At 64.8% G+C, this 17,351-nt stretch carries 11 protein-coding genes and 2 riboswitches; of the genes, 3 read left to right on the top strand and 8 right to left on the bottom strand.

All coding sequences use genetic code 11. The annotated features are described in order from the left end of the window. Positions 1-426: 426 nt before the first annotated feature. On the bottom strand, positions 427-2,010 hold the full coding sequence (locus AB1Z25_RS04900; RefSeq protein ID WP_486636707.1) for an ABC transporter substrate-binding protein: 1,584 nt from the start codon (positions 2,008-2,010) through the stop codon (positions 427-429). Between the two features lie 187 nt (positions 2,011-2,197). Between AB1Z25_RS04900 and AB1Z25_RS04895 the strand changes: the two genes are divergently transcribed. Beyond that, positions 2,198-2,974 carry a substrate-binding periplasmic protein gene (locus tag AB1Z25_RS04895; protein WP_227107189.1) on the top strand — a complete coding sequence of 259 codons (777 nt, stop codon included), beginning with the start codon at positions 2,198-2,200 and terminating at the stop codon, positions 2,972-2,974. On the opposite strand, the gene AB1Z25_RS04890 is transcribed toward AB1Z25_RS04895, so the two are convergent. The 4 genes from AB1Z25_RS04890 to gcvT form a co-directional block, all read right to left on the bottom strand. Next, positions 2,955-6,395, bottom strand: coding sequence for an EAL domain-containing protein (locus AB1Z25_RS04890; RefSeq protein ID WP_486636706.1), 3,441 nt, complete (start codon positions 6,393-6,395; stop codon positions 2,955-2,957). The genes AB1Z25_RS04895 and AB1Z25_RS04890 overlap by 20 nt on opposite strands. Positions 6,396-6,571: 176 nt before the next feature. Further along, positions 6,572-9,424 (bottom strand): aminomethyl-transferring glycine dehydrogenase, encoded by a 2,853-nt coding sequence (gene gcvP / locus AB1Z25_RS04885; protein ID WP_107798348.1) that lies wholly within the window; start codon positions 9,422-9,424, stop codon positions 6,572-6,574. Positions 9,425-9,547: 123 nt separating this feature from the next. After that, on the bottom strand, positions 9,548-9,934 hold the full coding sequence (gene gcvH, locus AB1Z25_RS04880) for a glycine cleavage system protein GcvH (protein ID WP_107798347.1): 387 nt from the start codon (positions 9,932-9,934) through the stop codon (positions 9,548-9,550). Between the two features lie 73 nt (positions 9,935-10,007). Beyond that, positions 10,008-11,096 carry a glycine cleavage system aminomethyltransferase GcvT gene (gene gcvT / locus AB1Z25_RS04875; RefSeq protein ID WP_227107183.1) on the bottom strand — a complete coding sequence of 363 codons (1,089 nt, stop codon included), beginning with the start codon at positions 11,094-11,096 and terminating at the stop codon, positions 10,008-10,010. A gap of 41 nt (positions 11,097-11,137) precedes the next feature. Then, a riboswitch (glycine riboswitch) is annotated at positions 11,138-11,234 on the bottom strand. Between the two features lie 14 nt (positions 11,235-11,248). After that, a riboswitch (glycine riboswitch) is annotated at positions 11,249-11,340 on the bottom strand. Between the two features lie 245 nt (positions 11,341-11,585). On the opposite strand from gcvT, the gene AB1Z25_RS04870 reads away from it, so the two are divergent. After that, complete coding sequence (locus AB1Z25_RS04870) at positions 11,586-13,268, top strand: dihydroxyacetone kinase family protein (protein WP_486636705.1); 1,683 nt, start codon at positions 11,586-11,588, stop codon at positions 13,266-13,268. Between the two features lie 43 nt (positions 13,269-13,311). Here AB1Z25_RS04870 and AB1Z25_RS04865 read toward each other — a convergent pair whose 3' ends face one another. The 3 genes from AB1Z25_RS04865 to gluQRS all read right to left on the bottom strand — a co-directional run bounded on the left by AB1Z25_RS04865 (position 13,312) and on the right by gluQRS (position 16,857). After that, positions 13,312-14,064, bottom strand: coding sequence for a M15 family metallopeptidase (locus AB1Z25_RS04865; RefSeq protein WP_486636704.1), 753 nt, complete (start codon positions 14,062-14,064; stop codon positions 13,312-13,314). A gap of 141 nt (positions 14,065-14,205) precedes the next feature. Beyond that, complete coding sequence (locus AB1Z25_RS04860; RefSeq protein WP_486636703.1) at positions 14,206-15,546, bottom strand: amino acid permease; 1,341 nt, start codon at positions 15,544-15,546, stop codon at positions 14,206-14,208. Positions 15,547-15,969: 423 nt separating this feature from the next. Beyond that, a complete protein-coding gene (gene gluQRS, locus AB1Z25_RS04855) occupies positions 15,970-16,857 on the bottom strand; it encodes a tRNA glutamyl-Q(34) synthetase GluQRS (RefSeq protein WP_486636702.1) in 888 nt (295 codons plus the stop codon). A 137-nt stretch (positions 16,858-16,994) separates the two neighbouring features. On the opposite strand from gluQRS, the gene fdxA reads away from it, so the two are divergent. Next, positions 16,995-17,318, top strand: a complete 324-nt coding sequence (fdxA, locus tag AB1Z25_RS04850; RefSeq protein ID WP_107798342.1) for a ferredoxin FdxA — start codon at positions 16,995-16,997, stop codon at positions 17,316-17,318. Positions 17,319-17,351: the final 33 nt, after the last annotated feature.

Below are 17,351 nucleotides of genomic sequence, written 5' to 3'. Positions count from 1 at the left end.
ACATTTTGCGCGGCTTACTGTCTTGCCAGACGCCCCCAGCATGGACTCGCCGCCGGCGTGGCGTCCGCGCAACGCGCGAAAATAGCGGCAAGATCGCCGCGGATGTGAACAAAAACGCGCCATAGCAATGACGATGCTCGGCGACCGTCATCGACATCGTCACGCCCTCTCCGTCGGTCTTCTCTGCTTGACGACCCGCCTCAAGATAACAAGCAGACACTCAAGCAATGTCGCCCTTAGAAAGCAGCTAGTTTCTAATCGAAAAAATAAATACGCTAAAACAACATTTCAACAAAAATACGATGTTGAATTACTTAAAGCGGGGAAATATGCACAGGCAAGTTCGTATTCGAACATTAACCGGCATTTCCTCGCTTATGCTGACAAAGCCTGACGGGCCGGCCGTCGACAACCGGCCCGCCGAGCTCAATTCAACTGCACTCGTCCAAAGTCCACCCGCCCGAACGGACTGACGGCGTAAGCGCTCAAATCCTTGCTCGCCAAGGCGTACGCCGTGGGGTGGGCCAAGGGCAGCCACAAGGCCTGCTCCTGGATCAACTTCTGCGCCGCCAGATACAGCTTGGCGCGCTGGGCGAAATCGCTGCTCTTCTTGCCGTCGCTGATCAGCTTGTCCAGCTTGGCGTCGCAGAAGCGAGCGAAATTGGTGCCGGACTGCACCGCCGAGCAGGAAAACTGCGGGGTCAAGAAGTTGTCGGGGTCGCCGTTGTCGCCGGCCCAGCCCATGAACAATAGCTCATGTTCGCCGGCCTTGGCGCGCTTGATCAGCTCCCCCCACTCAATCACCTTGATCTGCACCTTGACGCCGATCTTGGCCAGGTCGGATTGCAGCAGCTCCGCGCCCGCCTTGGGATTGGGGTTCAGCGTGCTGCCGCTGGGCCGCACCCACACCGTGGTTTCGAAACCGTCGGGATAACCGGCTTGGGCCAGCAGTTTCTTGGCGCGCGCCGGATCGTAAGGATAGGGCTTGGCCCCCTTGTTATAGCTCCAGGTATTCGGCGGATAAGGCAGGTCCGCCGCGGTGGCGGTATTGTCGAACACCGTTTTCAGATAAGAGCTCTTGTCGAAAGCCAGGTTGAGCGCTTGCCGCACCAAGGGGTTGTTCAACGGTTTTTTCTGGCTGTTGAAGGCGACGAAGGCGGTCATGAAGGCCGGCGTTTGCAGAACCCGCAGCTTGGGATCCGCCTTGGCCGCCAGCACGTCCTGCGGCTTGGGCGACAAGGCCAGCTGGCATTCGCCGGCTCTCAGCTTCTGCGCGCGCACAGCCGAATCCGGCGTGATCGCGTAAATCAGCGCGCCGACCTTGGGCTTGGATCCCCAATAAGCCGGATTAGGCGCGTAGCGCACCACGGCGTCCTTCTGGAAGCTGCGGAAGACGAAGGGCCCGGTGCCGATTGGCTTGGCGTTCAAGTCCGCCTGGCGGCCGGCCGCCTGCAACTGCCCGGCGTACTCGGCCGAATAGATGGACGCGAAGCCCATGGTCAGGCTGGACAGGAAGGTGGCTTCCGGATAGTTGAGCTCGAAACGCACAGTATTGGCATCCACCTTCTGCACCGCCTTGATCAGCTTGGGAAACTGCATGGATTGCGCGTGCGGATAGCCGTTCGGCGCGCTCTTGTACCAAGGATGGGCCGGATTGAGCATGCGTTCGAAAGTGAACACCACGTCGTCGGCCGTCAGCTTGCGGCCAGGCTTGAAGTAATCGGTGGAGTGAAAGGCCACATTGGGCCGCAGCTTGAAGGTGTAACCAAGGCCGTCGTCGCTGACCTGCCAAGACGCGGCCAGGCCCGGCACCACTTTGCGGGCGGCCGGATCGTATTCGACCAGGCGGTTCATCAGCACGTCCGCCGACGCGTTGGTGGTGACTAGGGAGTTGTACTGCACCACGTCGAAACCTTCCGGATTGGCGTCGGTGCACACCGTCAACGGGCGCGCGGCCAGCGCCAGGGTAGGCGCCAGGGCCAGGGCCAACAGCGTCAATTGCTTGTTCATCGGCATTTCCTCATCAAACTGCATGGCATCTTCGGTATCAGAAACGAAGGTTAAGCGAATAAGCGAAAAAAACAAACCATCGATTATGCATATTCATATTCGCGACGCGGCCAAGGATGGAGTTTGAGCCCGGCGCAAATTGCCGCTACAGTCAAAGCGGACAGCCAGAATACAAAGCGCCATCGACATGAACCGCCGCCACTGCCTGCTTGCCCTGTTTTTGACCAGCTTTGCCGCCGCGCCGCTGCGCGCGGCGCCGGGCCCTGCGCTGGACATCCTGACCGAGGATGACCCACCGCTGACTTTCGAGCAAGACGGCAAGGCCGCCGGCCTGGTGGTGGAAGTGGTGCAAGGGATACAACGCCGCGTCGGCAACCACGACCCCATTGCCGTGGTGCCTTGGGCGCGCGGCTATCGCCAAGCGCAACAGCAGCCGAACACCGTGCTGTTCAACACCAACCGCACCCCGGAACGGGAGCGCATGTTCAAGTGGGTGGGCCCGGTCACCGAAACCCTGGGCTGCCTGTTTGTGCGGCGCGACAGCCCGATCAAACTGCAAACGCTGGACGACGCCCGCAAACTGCCGCAAATCATGGTGGTGAGAGACTGGTATCTGCAACAGCTGCTGAGCGCGCAGAACTTCTCCAACCTGGCCACCGTGGCCACGCCGGACCAGTTGCTGACCATGTTGATGCGCAAGCGCGCCGACGTCATCGTCAGCGAAAACACCACCTTGCCGCATCAATTGCGCCAGCAGGGCTTCGACCCGGCCCAAGTGCGCAAGGCGCTGACCTTTTCCCACACCTACGGCTACATCGCCTTTTCCCGTCAGACCCCGGACGCGGTGATCAAGGCCTGGCAACAGGCGCTGGACGAGATGAAGCGCGACGGCAGTTTCGCCGCGCTGTACCGGCGCTGGCTGCCCGGCGAAACGGCGCCGGGCATCAATCCGCCCGCCCCGTGAAACACTCGAAACGGCCGCGCCACCAGGACACCAGCTCCTCGGGGGGCAAGGAGCGCGAATACAGATAGCCCTGGCCGCTATGGCAGCCGCGCGCCAGCAGCAAGGCGTGCTGGGATTCGGTTTCCACGCCCTCGGCCAGCACTTGCAGGCTCAGGCTTTCCGCCATGGACACGATGGCCGCCACCATGGCCAGATCGCGCTCGTCGCTGTCCAGCCGCATGATGAAGCTGCGATCTATCTTCAATTCATCGATGGGCAGCCGCTTGAGATAGGACAGCGAGGAAAAACCGGTGCCGAAGTCGTCCACGCTGATGTGAAAGCCCATGCGCTTGAGCGTCGGCAAGGCCTTCATCGCGCTGTCCGCGTCCATCAGCGTGCCCTCGGTGATTTCCAGGCACAGTTGCTCCGGCGGCGCGCCGCTTTCCTCGGCGATCGCGCGCAAACGCGCGACGGCGTCCGGCAAGCCGAAGAAACGCGCCGACAGATTGACGCTGACGCGCCAGGGCGGCAGACCCTGCCCTCTCCAGGCCATCACCTGGCTGCAGACATTGCGAAACACATACTCGTCGATATCGATGATCAGGCCGGTTTTTTCGGCGATGGCGATGAACTCCGCCGGCGACTGCTTGCGCCCGTCCAGCTCCCAACGCAACAGCGCCTCCATCCCCAGCATGTCCTGGCTGCGCAGCGTCATCTGCGGCTGGTACTCCAGCCGCAGCTCCCGTCGCTGCAAGGCCTGACGCAAGCCGGTCTCCACTTGCAGGCGCTGGCGCACGCCGTCCGCCATATCCTCGGAGAAGAAGCAATAACCGTTCTTGCCCGCGTACTTGGCGCGGTACATCGCCATATCCGCATCGCGCATCAGCCCTTCCGGCGTGTCCGCGTCGCAGGGATAGCAGCTGATGCCGATGCTGGCGGACAGGAAATAGCGGTGGTCTCCGTCCTGGTACGGCGCCGCCAGCGCCGCCAGCACCTGCTCGGCCAGGCTGTCGGCCGCGCCGTCGGCGGCGTTCTCGGCCAAGGCGACGAATTCGTCGCCGCCGATGCGGAACAAAAGATCGTGGCCGCTCACGCAGGTGCGCAAGCGTTCAGCCACGATGCGCAACAGGCGGTCCCCCACCTCATGCCCAAGGTTGTCGTTGATGAAGCGGAAATCGTCCAGGTCCACCAAAAGCAGATACAGACTCCGCCCTGAGCGCCGATGATTCCTCAAGCTCCATTGCAGCCGCTCGTTCAACTGCACGCGGTTGGGCAGTTGAGTCAGGCTGTCGTGCTTGGCGAGAAACTCGATATTGAGCTGCGAACGCTTCAGCGTGGACACGTCGCGGGCAAAGCCCATCGCGCGCCGCGGCCGCCCCTGTTCGTCCCGCCACAGGCTGGCGCTCACCTGCATCCAGACCTGCCCCGCCCCCGGCAGGGCGACGCGAAACTGACACTCGTGCAGGCTTTCTCCGGCCTCGGCCGGCAAGGCCTGCCAACGCCGACGCAACTCGTCCAGATCCTCCGGATGGATTTGCGCCAGCAAGGCGTCCAGACTGTCGTGACGATAATCCTCGGCCCGCCCGAAAATCCGCCCCACCGGCCCCTCTTCGTGCAAGACCCCGTCGCCCAGGTCCAGCTCCCAGGCGATTTGTTCCGCCGCGTACAGCGCCTGCTTCAAGCGCATCGCCGAGCGGCGGCGCTCGCCGATCAAGCGCCCCACCCGCGCCAGCAGCTCCGCCACCGAAAACGGCTTGAACAAGAACTCCTGCACGCTGTTCTGCAGCATACGCAGCCGCAGCGAATCGTCGGCGCGCGCCGACAGCATCACCACCGGGATGTCCTCGGTCTGACGGTTGCCGCGCAAAGCCGACACAAACTCTTCTCCGCCCATTCCCGGCATCATCAGATCGCTGATGATCAGATCCGGCTGCTCGCTCTGCGCCAAACGCAGGCCGCGGCCGCCCTCCGGCGCCGTCATCACCCGATAATGCTTGCCCAGCGCGCCGGCGATGAAGGCGCTCATATCGATGTTGTCCTCCACCAGCAGCACCAACGCCTGGGCGCCCTTGTCCGGCGCGGCGCCCCCCTCGGCCTGCGGCGACGCGGGCGCGGGCACCGCGCCGCCGGCCAGCAAATCGTCCAGACGCAAGTCTTCCGACTCTATCGGCGCACCCGCCGGCGCCAACAGAGGCAGGCTGAGGCGGAACAAGGCGCCGCCGCCCTCCGCGGCGAACAAGCTCACCTTGCCATGGTGCAGCTCGATGAATTCTTTGACGATGGCCAAGCCAAGCCCGGTGCCGCCGTGCCGGCCGTAATCGCCGTCCTCCACTTGCACGAAGCGCTCGAACACCTTGTCGCGCATCTCGGCCGGCACGCCGGGCCCGTTGTCCTGCACCCGGATGCCGGCCTGGCTTCCTCTCAGCTCCAGCGCAATCTGAATGCGCCCCCCGTCCGGCGTGAACTTGAAGGCGTTGGACAGCAGGTTCAGCAATACGCGCTGCAATTTGATCGCGTCCACCTGCGCCGACGCCGTTTTTGGCGCCGCCACTTGATAGTCGATATGCCGGTCGCTGGCCAGCGAAGTAAAATATGAGGCCACGTGACGCACCAGCTCGGCCAGGTCCAGCTGCGCGTAGCGCAGCTTCAACTCCCCCGCGTCCAGCTTGGCCACGTCCAGCAAATCGTTGACCTGCTGCAGCAACATGCGCGCCTGCCGCTGGATCATCAGCAGATTGGGGCTCTCCTCCGGCTCGGCCTGGCCTGTCAGAAAGCGTTCTACCTGACCCAGAATCAGAGTCAGCGGCGTGCGCAACTCATGGCTGACATTGGCGAAGAAGCGGGTCTTCATCTGATCCAGCTCGCGCATCTGCTGATTCAAGCGGGCCAGCTCGTTATTGGATTCCTTCAGATCGGTGTTGGCCCGGGCGATTTGCGCATGCTGGTTCACCATTTCCGCTTCTAGCGCCGCCGCGTCCATTTCCCGCCATTCCGCCGGCTGACTCTGCTGCGGCTGGCTCCGTTTCAGGCGCACGAACTCGCTGACGTCCTGCGCGCTGTGAATGATGCAGGCCACGCTGCCGTCTGCGCGCTTCACCGGCCAGTTGGTCGGACTCCAATAGCGCTCTTCGAAACTGCCGTCCGGCCGCGGGATATCGTATTTCTGCATCGCCATGCTGTCCTCGACCCCGGTGGCCAGCACGCGCTGCAAAGAAATGCGCAGATTGCGCGAGCCCTCGCCTTCCGGCTCGGCGGGATTGACCGGAAAGATGTCGAACAGATTGCGCCCCAGGATGGACTCGCGCCGGGTCAAGGTCGTCTGCAGGTAAATATCGCTGGCGGCGATGACGTTGAAATCGGTATCCAGCACTAAATACAGGCCGGGGGCCCGTTCGAACAGCAGCTGGAAATCCGGTGCGGCAATCGCAACCTGCGCGTTCAACGCCAACGCAGCCTCCTATCAGTGGGGTTCGCGGATCAAGGGCGGCAAGACTGCCGTCATATTCCTCATTAAATATGATAGTCGTATATCCACTCAACTCCAGTGCCGTATCGACGCGTCAACGCGTAAAAAAACCCCGGCCAGGGCCGGGGTGGTTTGGCGTCCGCCTGCGCGGATCAGGCGTAGCTGTCGGTGGACGGGCAGCTGCACACCAGATTGCGGTCGCCGTATACGTCGTCGATGCGGTTGACGCTGGGCCAGAACTTGTTTTCCAGCACATAGTCCAGCGGGAAAAGACCGGTTTCGCGGCTGTACGGACGCTGCCAGTCGCCGGCGATGTCGGCCTTGCTGTGCGGCGCATTGCACAGCGGATTGTTGTCCGCCGGCCACACGCCGTTCTGCACCTGGTCGATTTCCCGACGGATAGCCGCCATCGCCGCGATGAAGCGGTCCAGCTCGACCTTGGGCTCGGACTCGGTCGGCTCAATCATCAGCGTGCCCGGCACCGGGAAGCTCATGGTCGGCGCGTGGAAGCCGTAATCCATCAGCCGCTTGGCCACGTCCACTTCGGTCACGCCGCTGGCGGCCTTGAGCGGACGCAGATCGATGATGCACTCATGAGCCACCCGGCCGTTGGCGCCGGTGTACAGCACCGGGAAATGCTCGGCCAGCCGCGTCGCCACGTAGTTGGCGGACAGCAAGGCGTTCTCCGTGGCCTGCTTCATGCCTTCCGCGCCCATCATCGCGATATACATATAGGAGATGGGCAGGATGGAGGCGGAGCCGAACGGCGCCGCCGACACCGCGGTCTGGCCCGGCTGGGCGGTGGGCACCGAGGCCACCACGTGGTTGGCGATGAAGGGCGCCAGATGCGCTTTCAGGCCAATGGGGCCCATGCCCGGGCCGCCGCCGCCGTGCGGGATGCAGAAGGTCTTGTGCAGGTTCATGTGCGACACGTCGGCGCCGATGTCGGCCGGACGGCACAAGCCCACCTGGGCGTTGAGGTTGGCGCCGTCCATATACACTTGGCCGCCGTGCTGATGGATGATCGCGCAGATTTCGCGGATAGGCTGCTCGAACACGCCGTGGGTGGACGGATAGGTGATCATCAGCGCCGCCAGCTGAGCCGAATGCTGCTCGGCCTTGGCTTTCAGATCCGCGACGTCGACGTTGCCAGCCTCGTCGCAATCCACCACCACCACCTGCATATTCATCATCTGCGCGGTGGCCGGGTTGGTGCCGTGGGCGGAGCGCGGAATCAGGCAGATATTGCGTTGGCCGTCGCCGCGCGACTCATGGTAACGGCTGATCGCCAGCAGGCCGGCGTACTCGCCCTGGGCGCCGGAATTGGGCTGCATCGAAATGATGTCGAAACCGGTGATCGCGCGCAGCTGCGTTTCCAGGCCGGCGATCATTTCCAGATAGCCCACCGTCTGTTCGCGCGGGGCGAACGGATGCATATTGGCGAACTCCGGCCAGGTGATCGGGATCATTTCGCTGGTGGCGTTCAGCTTCATGGTGCAGCTGCCCAGCGAGATCATCGAATGATTCATCGCCAGATCGCGGCTTTCCAGCTTCTTCATATAGCGCAGCATCTCGTGCTCGCTATGATGGGTGTTGAACACCGGGTGGCTCATGAAGGCGGATTCGCGCTTCAGTCCGGCCGGAATCGCGTCGGCGGCCGCGGCGTCCAGCGCGGCGATGTCGGCGCTCTTGCCGGTGAAGATTTCGATCAGACGAGCCAGATCGGCCTCGCTGGCCGCCTCGTGGAAGGCGACGCCCAGCACATTGCCGCCGGCGCGGCGCAGATTGTAGCCGGCGGCCAGCGCCGCCTGATACACCGCCTCGGCCTTGGGCGCCTCAACCTGCACCGTGTCGAAGAAGCGGTCGAACACCAGCTTGCCGCCGGCGGCCTTGACCGCGTGGGCGAAAATGGCCGCCAGGCGGTGAATGCGGGCGGCGATGCGCTTGACGCCTTCCGGACCGTGGTACACCGCGTACATGCCGGCGATATTGGCCAGCAGCACCTGGCTGGTGCAGATATTGGAGTTGGCCTTTTCGCGGCGGATATGCTGCTCGCGGGTCTGCAGCGCCATGCGCAGCGCGGTCTTGCCCTTGGCGTCCACCGACACGCCGATGATGCGGCCCGGCGCCGAGCGCTTCATCTCGTCCTTGAAGGCGAAGTAAGCGGCGTGCGGGCCGCCGAAGCCCATGGGCACGCCGAAGCGCTGGGTATTGCCGATGGCCACGTCCGCGCCCATCTCGCCCGGCGATTTCAACGCCACCAAGGCCATGATGTCGGCGGCCACCACCGCCACCGCGCCCTTGGCCTTGACCGCGGCGATGTGCGGGGTCAGGTCGATCAGGTCGCCGGCTTCGCCCGGATATTGGAACAGGGCGCCGAAGTATTCGCCCTTGCCCGCCTCTTCCGGATGGCCCTGCACCAGCTCGAAGCCGAAGTACTTGGCGCGGGTCCGCATCACGTCCAGGGTTTGCGGCAGCACGCGGCTGTCTACGAAGAACTGGCCGGACTTGGCCTTGGACACGCGGCGCGCCATCGCCATCGCCTCGGCGGCGGCGGTGGCCTCGTCCAGCAAGGAGGCGTTGGCCAGTTCCAGACCGGTCAGGTCTATCACCATTTGCTGGAAGTTCAGCAAGGCTTCGAGACGGCCCTGGGCGATCTCGGCCTGATACGGAGTGTAAGCGGTGTACCAGCCCGGGTTTTCCAGCAGATTGCGCAGGATCACCGTCGGGGTCAGCACCGGGTAATAGCCCTGGCCGATGAAGGATTTATTGACCACGTTCTTGGCGGCGACGGCCTTCAGCGCGGCCAGCGCCTCGGCTTCCGGCATCGGATCCGGCAGCTCCAGCTTGCGGTTCAGGTGAATGTCGGCCGGCAGCGTCTGCGCCACCAGTTCATCGATGGAGGCCACACCGATGGCGGCCAGCATTTGCTCGCGCTCGGCGTCGGACGGGCCGATGTGGCGGGAGATGAATTCTTTGCGGTTGAAAAGTTCGGAGAGAGACATGAGTACGGGACCTTCTGTGCTTGCCGTCCGCGCCGCGGCTTGCGCGGCCAATCGGGTGTTGCTGGATAACCGGGCGAAAAAAACGCCTCGCGGCCGATTAGGACTGCGAGGCGGTTTTCACCATCAGGCGCCAATTTCCTTGGCGTAGGCGGCGGCGTCCATCAGGGCGTCCAGGTCCGCCGGATCCGCCGGCTTGATCTTGAAGAACCAGCCGGCGCCGTAGGGCTCGCCGTTGGCCAGTTCCGGTTCGGCTTCCAGTTCCTCGTTGATGGCCAGCACTTCGCCGGCAATCGGACAGTAGATGTCGGAAGCGGCTTTCACCGACTCCACCACGCCGGCCTGCTCTTCCTTGGCGAGCTTGGCGCCCACTTTCGGCAATTCGACGAAAACGATGTCGCCCAGCAGTTCCTGCGCGTGCTCGGTAATGCCCACGGTCACGGAGCCGTCGGCTTCCAGGCGCAGCCATTCGTGGCTTTCAACGTATTTGAGTTCGGCGGGGATGTTGCTCATGAGTGTCTCCAGTCAAATCCAGGTCTTAAACGATATTCCCGGCCGCGTCGCGCGGCCTGCCCAAGCACGCCGCTCAGGCGAAAACTTTTTTGCCGTTGCGCACGAACGGCATTTTGACCACGCGCACCTCGGTCAAGGTTCCGCGCAGGTCCACCAGCGCCGTATCGCCGGTGCCGGCCGGCACGCGCGCGATCGCGATGGAGTGTTTGAGGGTGGGCGAGAAGGTGCCGCTGGTGATCACGCCCTCGCCTACGCCTTCCACCACCACTTTCAGGCCTTCGCGCAGCACGCCGCGGCCTTCCAGCACCAGGCCCACTTGCCTGGTTTTCAGGCCGGCGGCTTTCTGCGCCTCCAGCGCCTTGCGGCCGATGAAATCGCGCTCCGCCGGTTCCCAGGCGATGGTCCAGCCCATGCCGGCCTCCAGCGGGGAAACGGTTTCATCCATATCGTGGCCGTAGAGATTCATGCCGGCTTCCAGGCGCAGGGTGTCGCGCGCGCCCAGGCCTATCGGCGCCACGCCGGCGGCCTGCAGTTGCTGGAAAAAGGCCGCGGCCTCGACGCCGGGCAGCATCACTTCCAGGCCGTCTTCGCCGGTGTAGCCGGTGCGGGCGTAGAACCAATCGCCGGCGGGCTGGCCTTGGAAGGGCTTCAAGGCCTGGATGACGTCGGCGAGCTCGGGCTTGACCGCGCAGACCTTGGCGATGGCCTGCGGGCCTTGCACCGCCAGGATGGACAGATCGCGGCGCACCTTGATGTCCACGTCGAAATCCGCCTTGCGCCCTTCCATCCAGGCCAGGTCCTTGTCGGTGGTGCCGGCGTTGATCACCATGCGGTAGCCGTAGGAGGTCAGATAGACGATCAGATCGTCCACCACGGTGCCGTCGGGGGTGAGCATGCCGGAATACAGCGCCTTGCCTTCGAAGCCGAGCTTGGCCACGTCGTTGGCGATCAAGCGCTGCAGCCAGACTTTGGCGTCCGGGCCGCTGATGTCCAGCACCGTCATATGGGAAACGTCGAACATGCCGGCGTCGCTGCGCACGATCTCATGTTCCTTGAGTTGGGAGCCGTAATGGATGGGCATTTCCCAGCCGGCGAAATCGACCATCTTGGCGCCGGCGGCGATATGGGATTCAAACAGGGGGGTGCGTTTCGGGGCCGTCATCGGTGCGTCCTTAGCAAAAGCGTGTAGTGTTGCTCTATTCCCTACACCCCTCTGTCCCTGCACCTGAGATTTTCCGGCCTTGCGGCCGTTAGCCCCTTCGGTGGGCATCCGCGGATGCCGCTCTCCAGATTCGGCGAACTGGCTGCGGCCAGTCCGATGATGCAGTCCTTTTGCCTGAGCGATTGCGGGTGCGCTTGCGCCTTCGGCGGTGGCGCGGACGGCCACTCTCTCCTGCATGACGAGCCAGATTATGGTTGCTGGACCGGGGCTTGGCAAGCCGTGTTTATCTTCAACTTAAACAATGACTTAAAATATTCGAAACCGCAAAACATTGAACCGGCATTGCTTCGTTTAAGATCGATTACGAACATATTTCATTTCCTTATCGATCAAAAAATAGATGACCGCCCCATTGCGCCGGTGCTGATCGTAAGATGACATCCATCTTGACCAAGCACGATCTCTATCCGATCTGGAAAGGAAACCGCGATGCGAAAACTGATCAACGATCCGCGCCATGTGGCGCGGGAGATGCTGGAGGGCCTGGCCGACACCCTGCCCGGCCTGGCGCTGCTCGAGGAAGAAAACGTCTTGCTGCGGGCGGACCTTCCCGCCGGCGGCCTGCGCGACAAGGTGGCGCTGATTTCCGGCGGCGGCAGCGGCCACGAACCGGCCCACGCCGGCTACATCGGCCACGGCATGCTGGACGCCGCCGCGGTGGGCGACGTGTTCACCTCGCCCAGCGTAGACACCGTGCTGGCGGCGATCCGCGCCGTCGCCGGCCCCAAGGGCGTGCTGCTCATCGTCAAGAACTACACCGGCGACCGGCTCAACTTCGGCCTGGCGGCGGAACTGGCCCGCGCCGAGGGCATCGCCGTCGACAGCGTGGTGGTGGCCGACGACGTGGCGCTTCGCGACACCGTGGAGCCGGCGCGCAGGCGCGGCATCGCCGGCACGGTGCTGGTGCACAAGATCGCCGGCGCGGCGGCCGCCTCCGGCGCCGGCCTGGCCGAGGTCGCCGCCGCGGCGCGGCAGGCTGCGGAACAGGTGGCCACCATGGGCGTGGGCCTGGGCGCCTGCACGGTGCCGGCCACCGGCCGCCCGGGCTTTCAACTGGACAGCGGGGAGGCGGAACTGGGCCTGGGCATACACGGCGAAGCCGGCGTGCGCCGCGTGGCGACGCCATCGGCCGCCGATTTGTGCGCGACGCTGCTGGACGCCATCTTGCAAGACCGCGGCTGGCGTTCGGGACACAGGGTGGCGCTGCTGGTCAACGGCCTGGGCGGCACGCCGCCGATGGAGCTGGCCATCGTCGCCCGCGCCGCGCTGGCGCATCTGCGCCTGCGCGGCCTACAGGTGGAACGCGCCTGGAGCGGCAACTTCATGACCGCGCTGGAAATGCCCGGCTGCTCCTTGTCCCTGATGGCGCTGGACGATCAGCGCCTCAACTGGCTGGATCAAACCACCCTGGCGCCGGCCTGGCCCGGCTCAGGCCGTCTGCCGGCGCAACGCCAGCTGCGCGCCGCGCCGCCCCGCGACGCTTTCACGCCCTCGGCCGCCGCGGCCGATCCCCGTTTGCGCGCCGCGGCCTGGGCCGCGGCCGACGCGCTGGACGCCGCCGAGCCGCTGTTGACCGAACTGGACGGCACGGCCGGGGACGGCGATCTGGGCGTCAGCATGCAGCGCGGCGCGGCCGCGATCCGGGCCTTGCCCGACAGCGCCTGGAGCGACCCCGCCACGGCGCTGCGCGCGGTCGGCCAGGCCTTGCGCCAGGCCATTGCCGGCAGCTCCGGGCCCTTCTACTCCACCGCCCTGCTGCGCGCGGCGCGGCGGCTGGACACGACGACCCCGCCCACCCCGAAGGACTGGGCGGCCGCCTTTCTGGACGGCGTCGCCGCCGTCGCGGAACTGGGCGGCGCGCAAGTGGGCGACCGCACCATGCTGGACGCCTTGTCCCCCGCCGCCGACGCTTTCGCCTCCGCCCTGGACGCCGGACAGGCTCCGGAGACGGCCTGGCGTTCGGCGCTGACAGCGGCGGAGCGCGGCTGCGCGGCAACCGCCTCCATGCGGCCGCGCCTGGGCCGGGCCAGCTATCTGGGCGAACGGGCGCTGGGCGTGCCGGACGCGGGCGCCAGCGCCGCGCTGGTCTGGTTGAAGGCGCTGACCGGCTAGCGCCAGGCCATGGGCCGCCGCGCCCGCGCGGCGGCCCTGGCGATCAGGCCGGCCTCTCCGGCTCGGCCTCCATCGACGGATAGATCCAATCCACGCCCAGCGCCTGCCCCCACAGGCAGTCGCCCAGATCGTAATGCCACCATTCCTCGGCATAATTGCTGAAACCGGCCTGCTTCATCAGATTGAACAAGACGCGGCGATTGTGACGCACCGTCAGCCAGCGCTCGGAGGAAAAACCCAGGGCCGGATCATGCGGCGCTTCGAAGAAATCGGTGCGCGACGCCGGCTCCGCCGCGTCGAAGGCCGTGCCGAAATCGCAGATCTCGCCCGTGTCCATCCGGCAGATCGCCAGGTCCACGGCGCCGCCGGAATTGTGCGGCAACACCGCGAAACGGGCGGTGTCGTCCGGGTGGGCGGCGAACAGTCGCGCCTGCCGCTCCACCGCCGCCGCGTCCCAGTCCGGGTGCGCGGCGCGCACATCGTCCAGCACCATCTGAAACAGATCCGCCTGGGTTTCGCGGCTGCGGTAGGCGTCGAACAGCAGCAAACCGTACTCCGGTGCCAGCCGCGCCGCCGTCTCGCGCAAGCGGCGCGCGACAAAGGACCGCGCCGACATGCCTTCGGCGCAGCCTTTGCGGCCGGCGCGGTAATAGCTGTTTTCCGGAAACAGGCCGTCCGCGCGCTCAAGCGCGCAGGGCGCGTTCTCCGCCCGCATCCGCGCCAGCGTCTGCGCGTCCGGCAGCGGATAGGTGAAATCGATGGCGACGAGCGCGTGATCGGCGGCGCTTATCCTCATGGCAACTCCCGGTCTGAAAGCAAAGCGCCCTAGTAGGCCACCAGCCGGCGGCATAGGCAAGCCCGTTGACTCATGACGATAGGCTTGCGCAAAAAGAAAACGCGGCTTGAGCCGCGTTTGGGATCCGACACCGCCTCTCCTTCATGAAGGATCGGCGTAACGCTCCTTCACCTGCCAGACATAGACCGGCAAGCCCAGCAGCAGCAGAATCATGCCCCACATCACGATGTCGGCGCCGGAGCCGTACAAGGCCCAGACCGAATAGGCGAAACCCACGCCAGCGAAGCACAGCGGCGCCAGGAAGTCCTTGCGCTGGAACTGCTGGGGGCGCATCAGCATGATGGCGAGCAAGGCCATCGAGCAAAAGGCGTAGGGCAGCAAAGTGGTGGCGGTGGCCAGCAGAATGATGAACTCGAAAATCTTGACGCCGCCGTCGCCGCCGGCGTACTTCATCGCCATCAGCACCGTCACCAGCCCGCTGGACAGCAGCAGGCCGAAAATAGGCACGCCTTCGCGGTTCATCTGGGCGAAACGACGGGGAAACAGGCCGTCCTGCGCGGCCGCGGCCGGCACGTGCGCCTGCATCAGGCTCCAGCCGTTGAGCGCGCCGAAGCAGGACACGATGGCGCCGAAACCCACCAGATAATAGCCCCAATCGCCCCACATCAGCCGGGCGGCGTCGGCGAAGGGCGCCTGGGAGGCGGCCAGCATCGCCGGCGGCATCAAGCCCATCAAGGCCACCGTGGACAGGATGTAGAGCACGGTGGCGATCAGAGTGCCCAGCACCGTGGCGCGCGGAATGTTTTTTTCCGGCTCGATCACGTCGCCTGCCGGCACCGACGCCGATTCCAGCCCCAGGAAGGCCCACAAGGTCAGCGCCATGGTGGCGGACACCGAACTGAGCAGCGGCTTGTCGTGAGGGTTGAACACGATATTGTCCGGCTGCATGTGGAAAAAGCCGATGAAGGTGACGGCGGCCAGCGGCAACAGCTTGAGCAAGGTGGTCGTCACCGCCACCAGGCCGGAACTGCGCGCGCCGCGGCTGTTGATCCAGGTGACGATCCAGATCAGGCTGATGGCGAACACGCCGGCCAACACATTATTGTGGCCCAGCGCCGGAACGAATACCTGCATATAGCTGGTGGCGGCCACCGCCAGGGCCGCATTGCCGGCCCACAGCGCAATCCAGTAGCCCCAGGCGATCCAGAAGCCGGCGAAACCGCCGAAGGCTTCGTGAATATAGGCGTACGGCCCGCCTTCCTTGGGCAGGATGGCCGCCAGCCGGGCGAACACCAAGGCCAGGCAGATCGCGCCGGCGGCGGTGAGCAGCCAGCCTATCATCGACACGCCGCCGAACGGCGCCAGCGACGCGGGCAGCAGGAACACGCCGGAGCCGATCATATTGCCCACCACCAAGGCGGTGCACATCCATACGCCCAGCGCCCGGGTCTTGGTCTTGCTGTCTAAATTGGTATTGCTCAAGGCTTGGTCTCCATCGGGCCTGCCGATTGACGGGCGCGCCGCGCGCGCATGTTTACGTTCATGCGATGGCGCCGGCGGAATTGGCCTGGCCAGTTCCGTTCGCATTCAGACTGATACGGCTGAAAAAGCGCCCATGATAGAGGGCCTCGCCCGCAAGCTGGGCATGCTTTCTTCAAACCGCTTGACCGGAGTCAACTGAAGCGGGACTTTGCGCCAGTGCGCGCGCATGAAAAAAAGGCGGCATTAGAACACAAATTCGACATAAAAACATGTCGCATTTTCCGCATATCAAGGAGAAGACGATGGCGACCCGCTTGCCGCGGCCGATGATGCGCAACAAGCGCGTGCGCAGATGCCAATATAGGCCAGCCGGGATGGAAAAAAAGACGTCAAACGCATAATTTTGGCATAAAACGGCGCAATTCAGCCGGCAAACACCGGTCCGACCGGCACGCGCGCCAGCGACCAATGCGCTCGCGCCCACTGCCACAACTCGGCCAGGCCGCCGCACTCCTCCGGCGGAACATGCCCCAGGCGGCTTAAGGCCAGGCGCAAGGCCGCGGCGGCATCCTCGGCCGCCACCGCCGGCGCCAGCGTCTGCTTGGACAGCTTCTCCCCCGCGGCGTTGACCAGCACCGGCAGATGACAATAACCCGGCGTCGCCACGCCCAGCGCCTGCTGCACCGCCACTTGACGCGGCGTGGACACCAGCAGGTCGGCGCCGCGCACCACATCGTTCACCCCTTGTTCCGCGTCGTCCACCACCACGGCCAATTGATAGGCCCAAAAGCCGTCCGCGCGCAGCAAGACGAAATCGCCGATGTCGGCCGTCAGATTCTGACGGTAGGGCCCTTGCAGCCGGTCCGCCACCACGGTGTCGCCGGGCGCCGCCCGCAAGCGCCAGGCGCGGCCACCTTCTTCCGGACGCCGCCGCCGGCAATGGCCGGGATAGACGTAACCGTCCAGGCCGCGCCGCGCGGTCTTGGCGATCTCCTTGCGCGTGCAATTGCACGGATAGGCGTGGCCGGAGGCGATCAACTGCTCCAGCGCCTGACGGTACAGCTCGTGGCGACGGCTTTGATACACCACTTCGCCGTCCCATTCGAAGCCATAGGCGTCCAGCGTGCGCAGGATGGCGTCGGCGGCCCCGGCCACCTCGCGCGGCGGGTCCAGATCCTCCATCCGCAGCAGCCACTCGCCGCCGCGCGCGCGCGCCTCCAGATAACTGCCGACGGCGGTGCACAAGGAGCCGGCGTGCAGCAAGCCGGTGGGACTGGGGGCAAAACGCCCGCGATAGCGAGAAGAGTTCATGACGGATAGGAAATTTACGGCGGCAATGCGTTGTGAAGGGAATTTCTGGCTAATAATGTTGACTGATACGCTCGAATCATCGCCCCGCCGCCGCGCCAAACGGCGCCGGCCGGCTTTCGACGACCAAGGAGCTGAACATGGCCTACGTTGTAACCGATGCCTGCATCAAATGCAAATACACCGATTGCGTCGATGTCTGCCCGGTGGACTGCTTTCACGAAGGCCCCAATTTTCTGGCGATCGACCCCGAGGAATGCATCGATTGCACGCTATGCGTGGCGGAATGCCCGGTGAACGCGATCTACGCGGAAGACGACGTTCCGCCGGGACAAGAGGGTTTCGTCGCGCTCAACGCCGAATTGTCCAGGCTCTGGCCCACCATCACGGAGAAGAAGGACCCGCTGCCGGACCATGAGGACTGGGCGGAGGTCGAAGGCAAGCTGCAACACCTGGAGCGCTGAGAAGCTCGCCCGGTCTCGCTAAGCGCGAGACCG

This window comes from Chromobacterium sp. HL1 (assembly GCF_057418835.1).
This window is presented reverse-complemented; position numbering and strand designations above follow the sequence as displayed.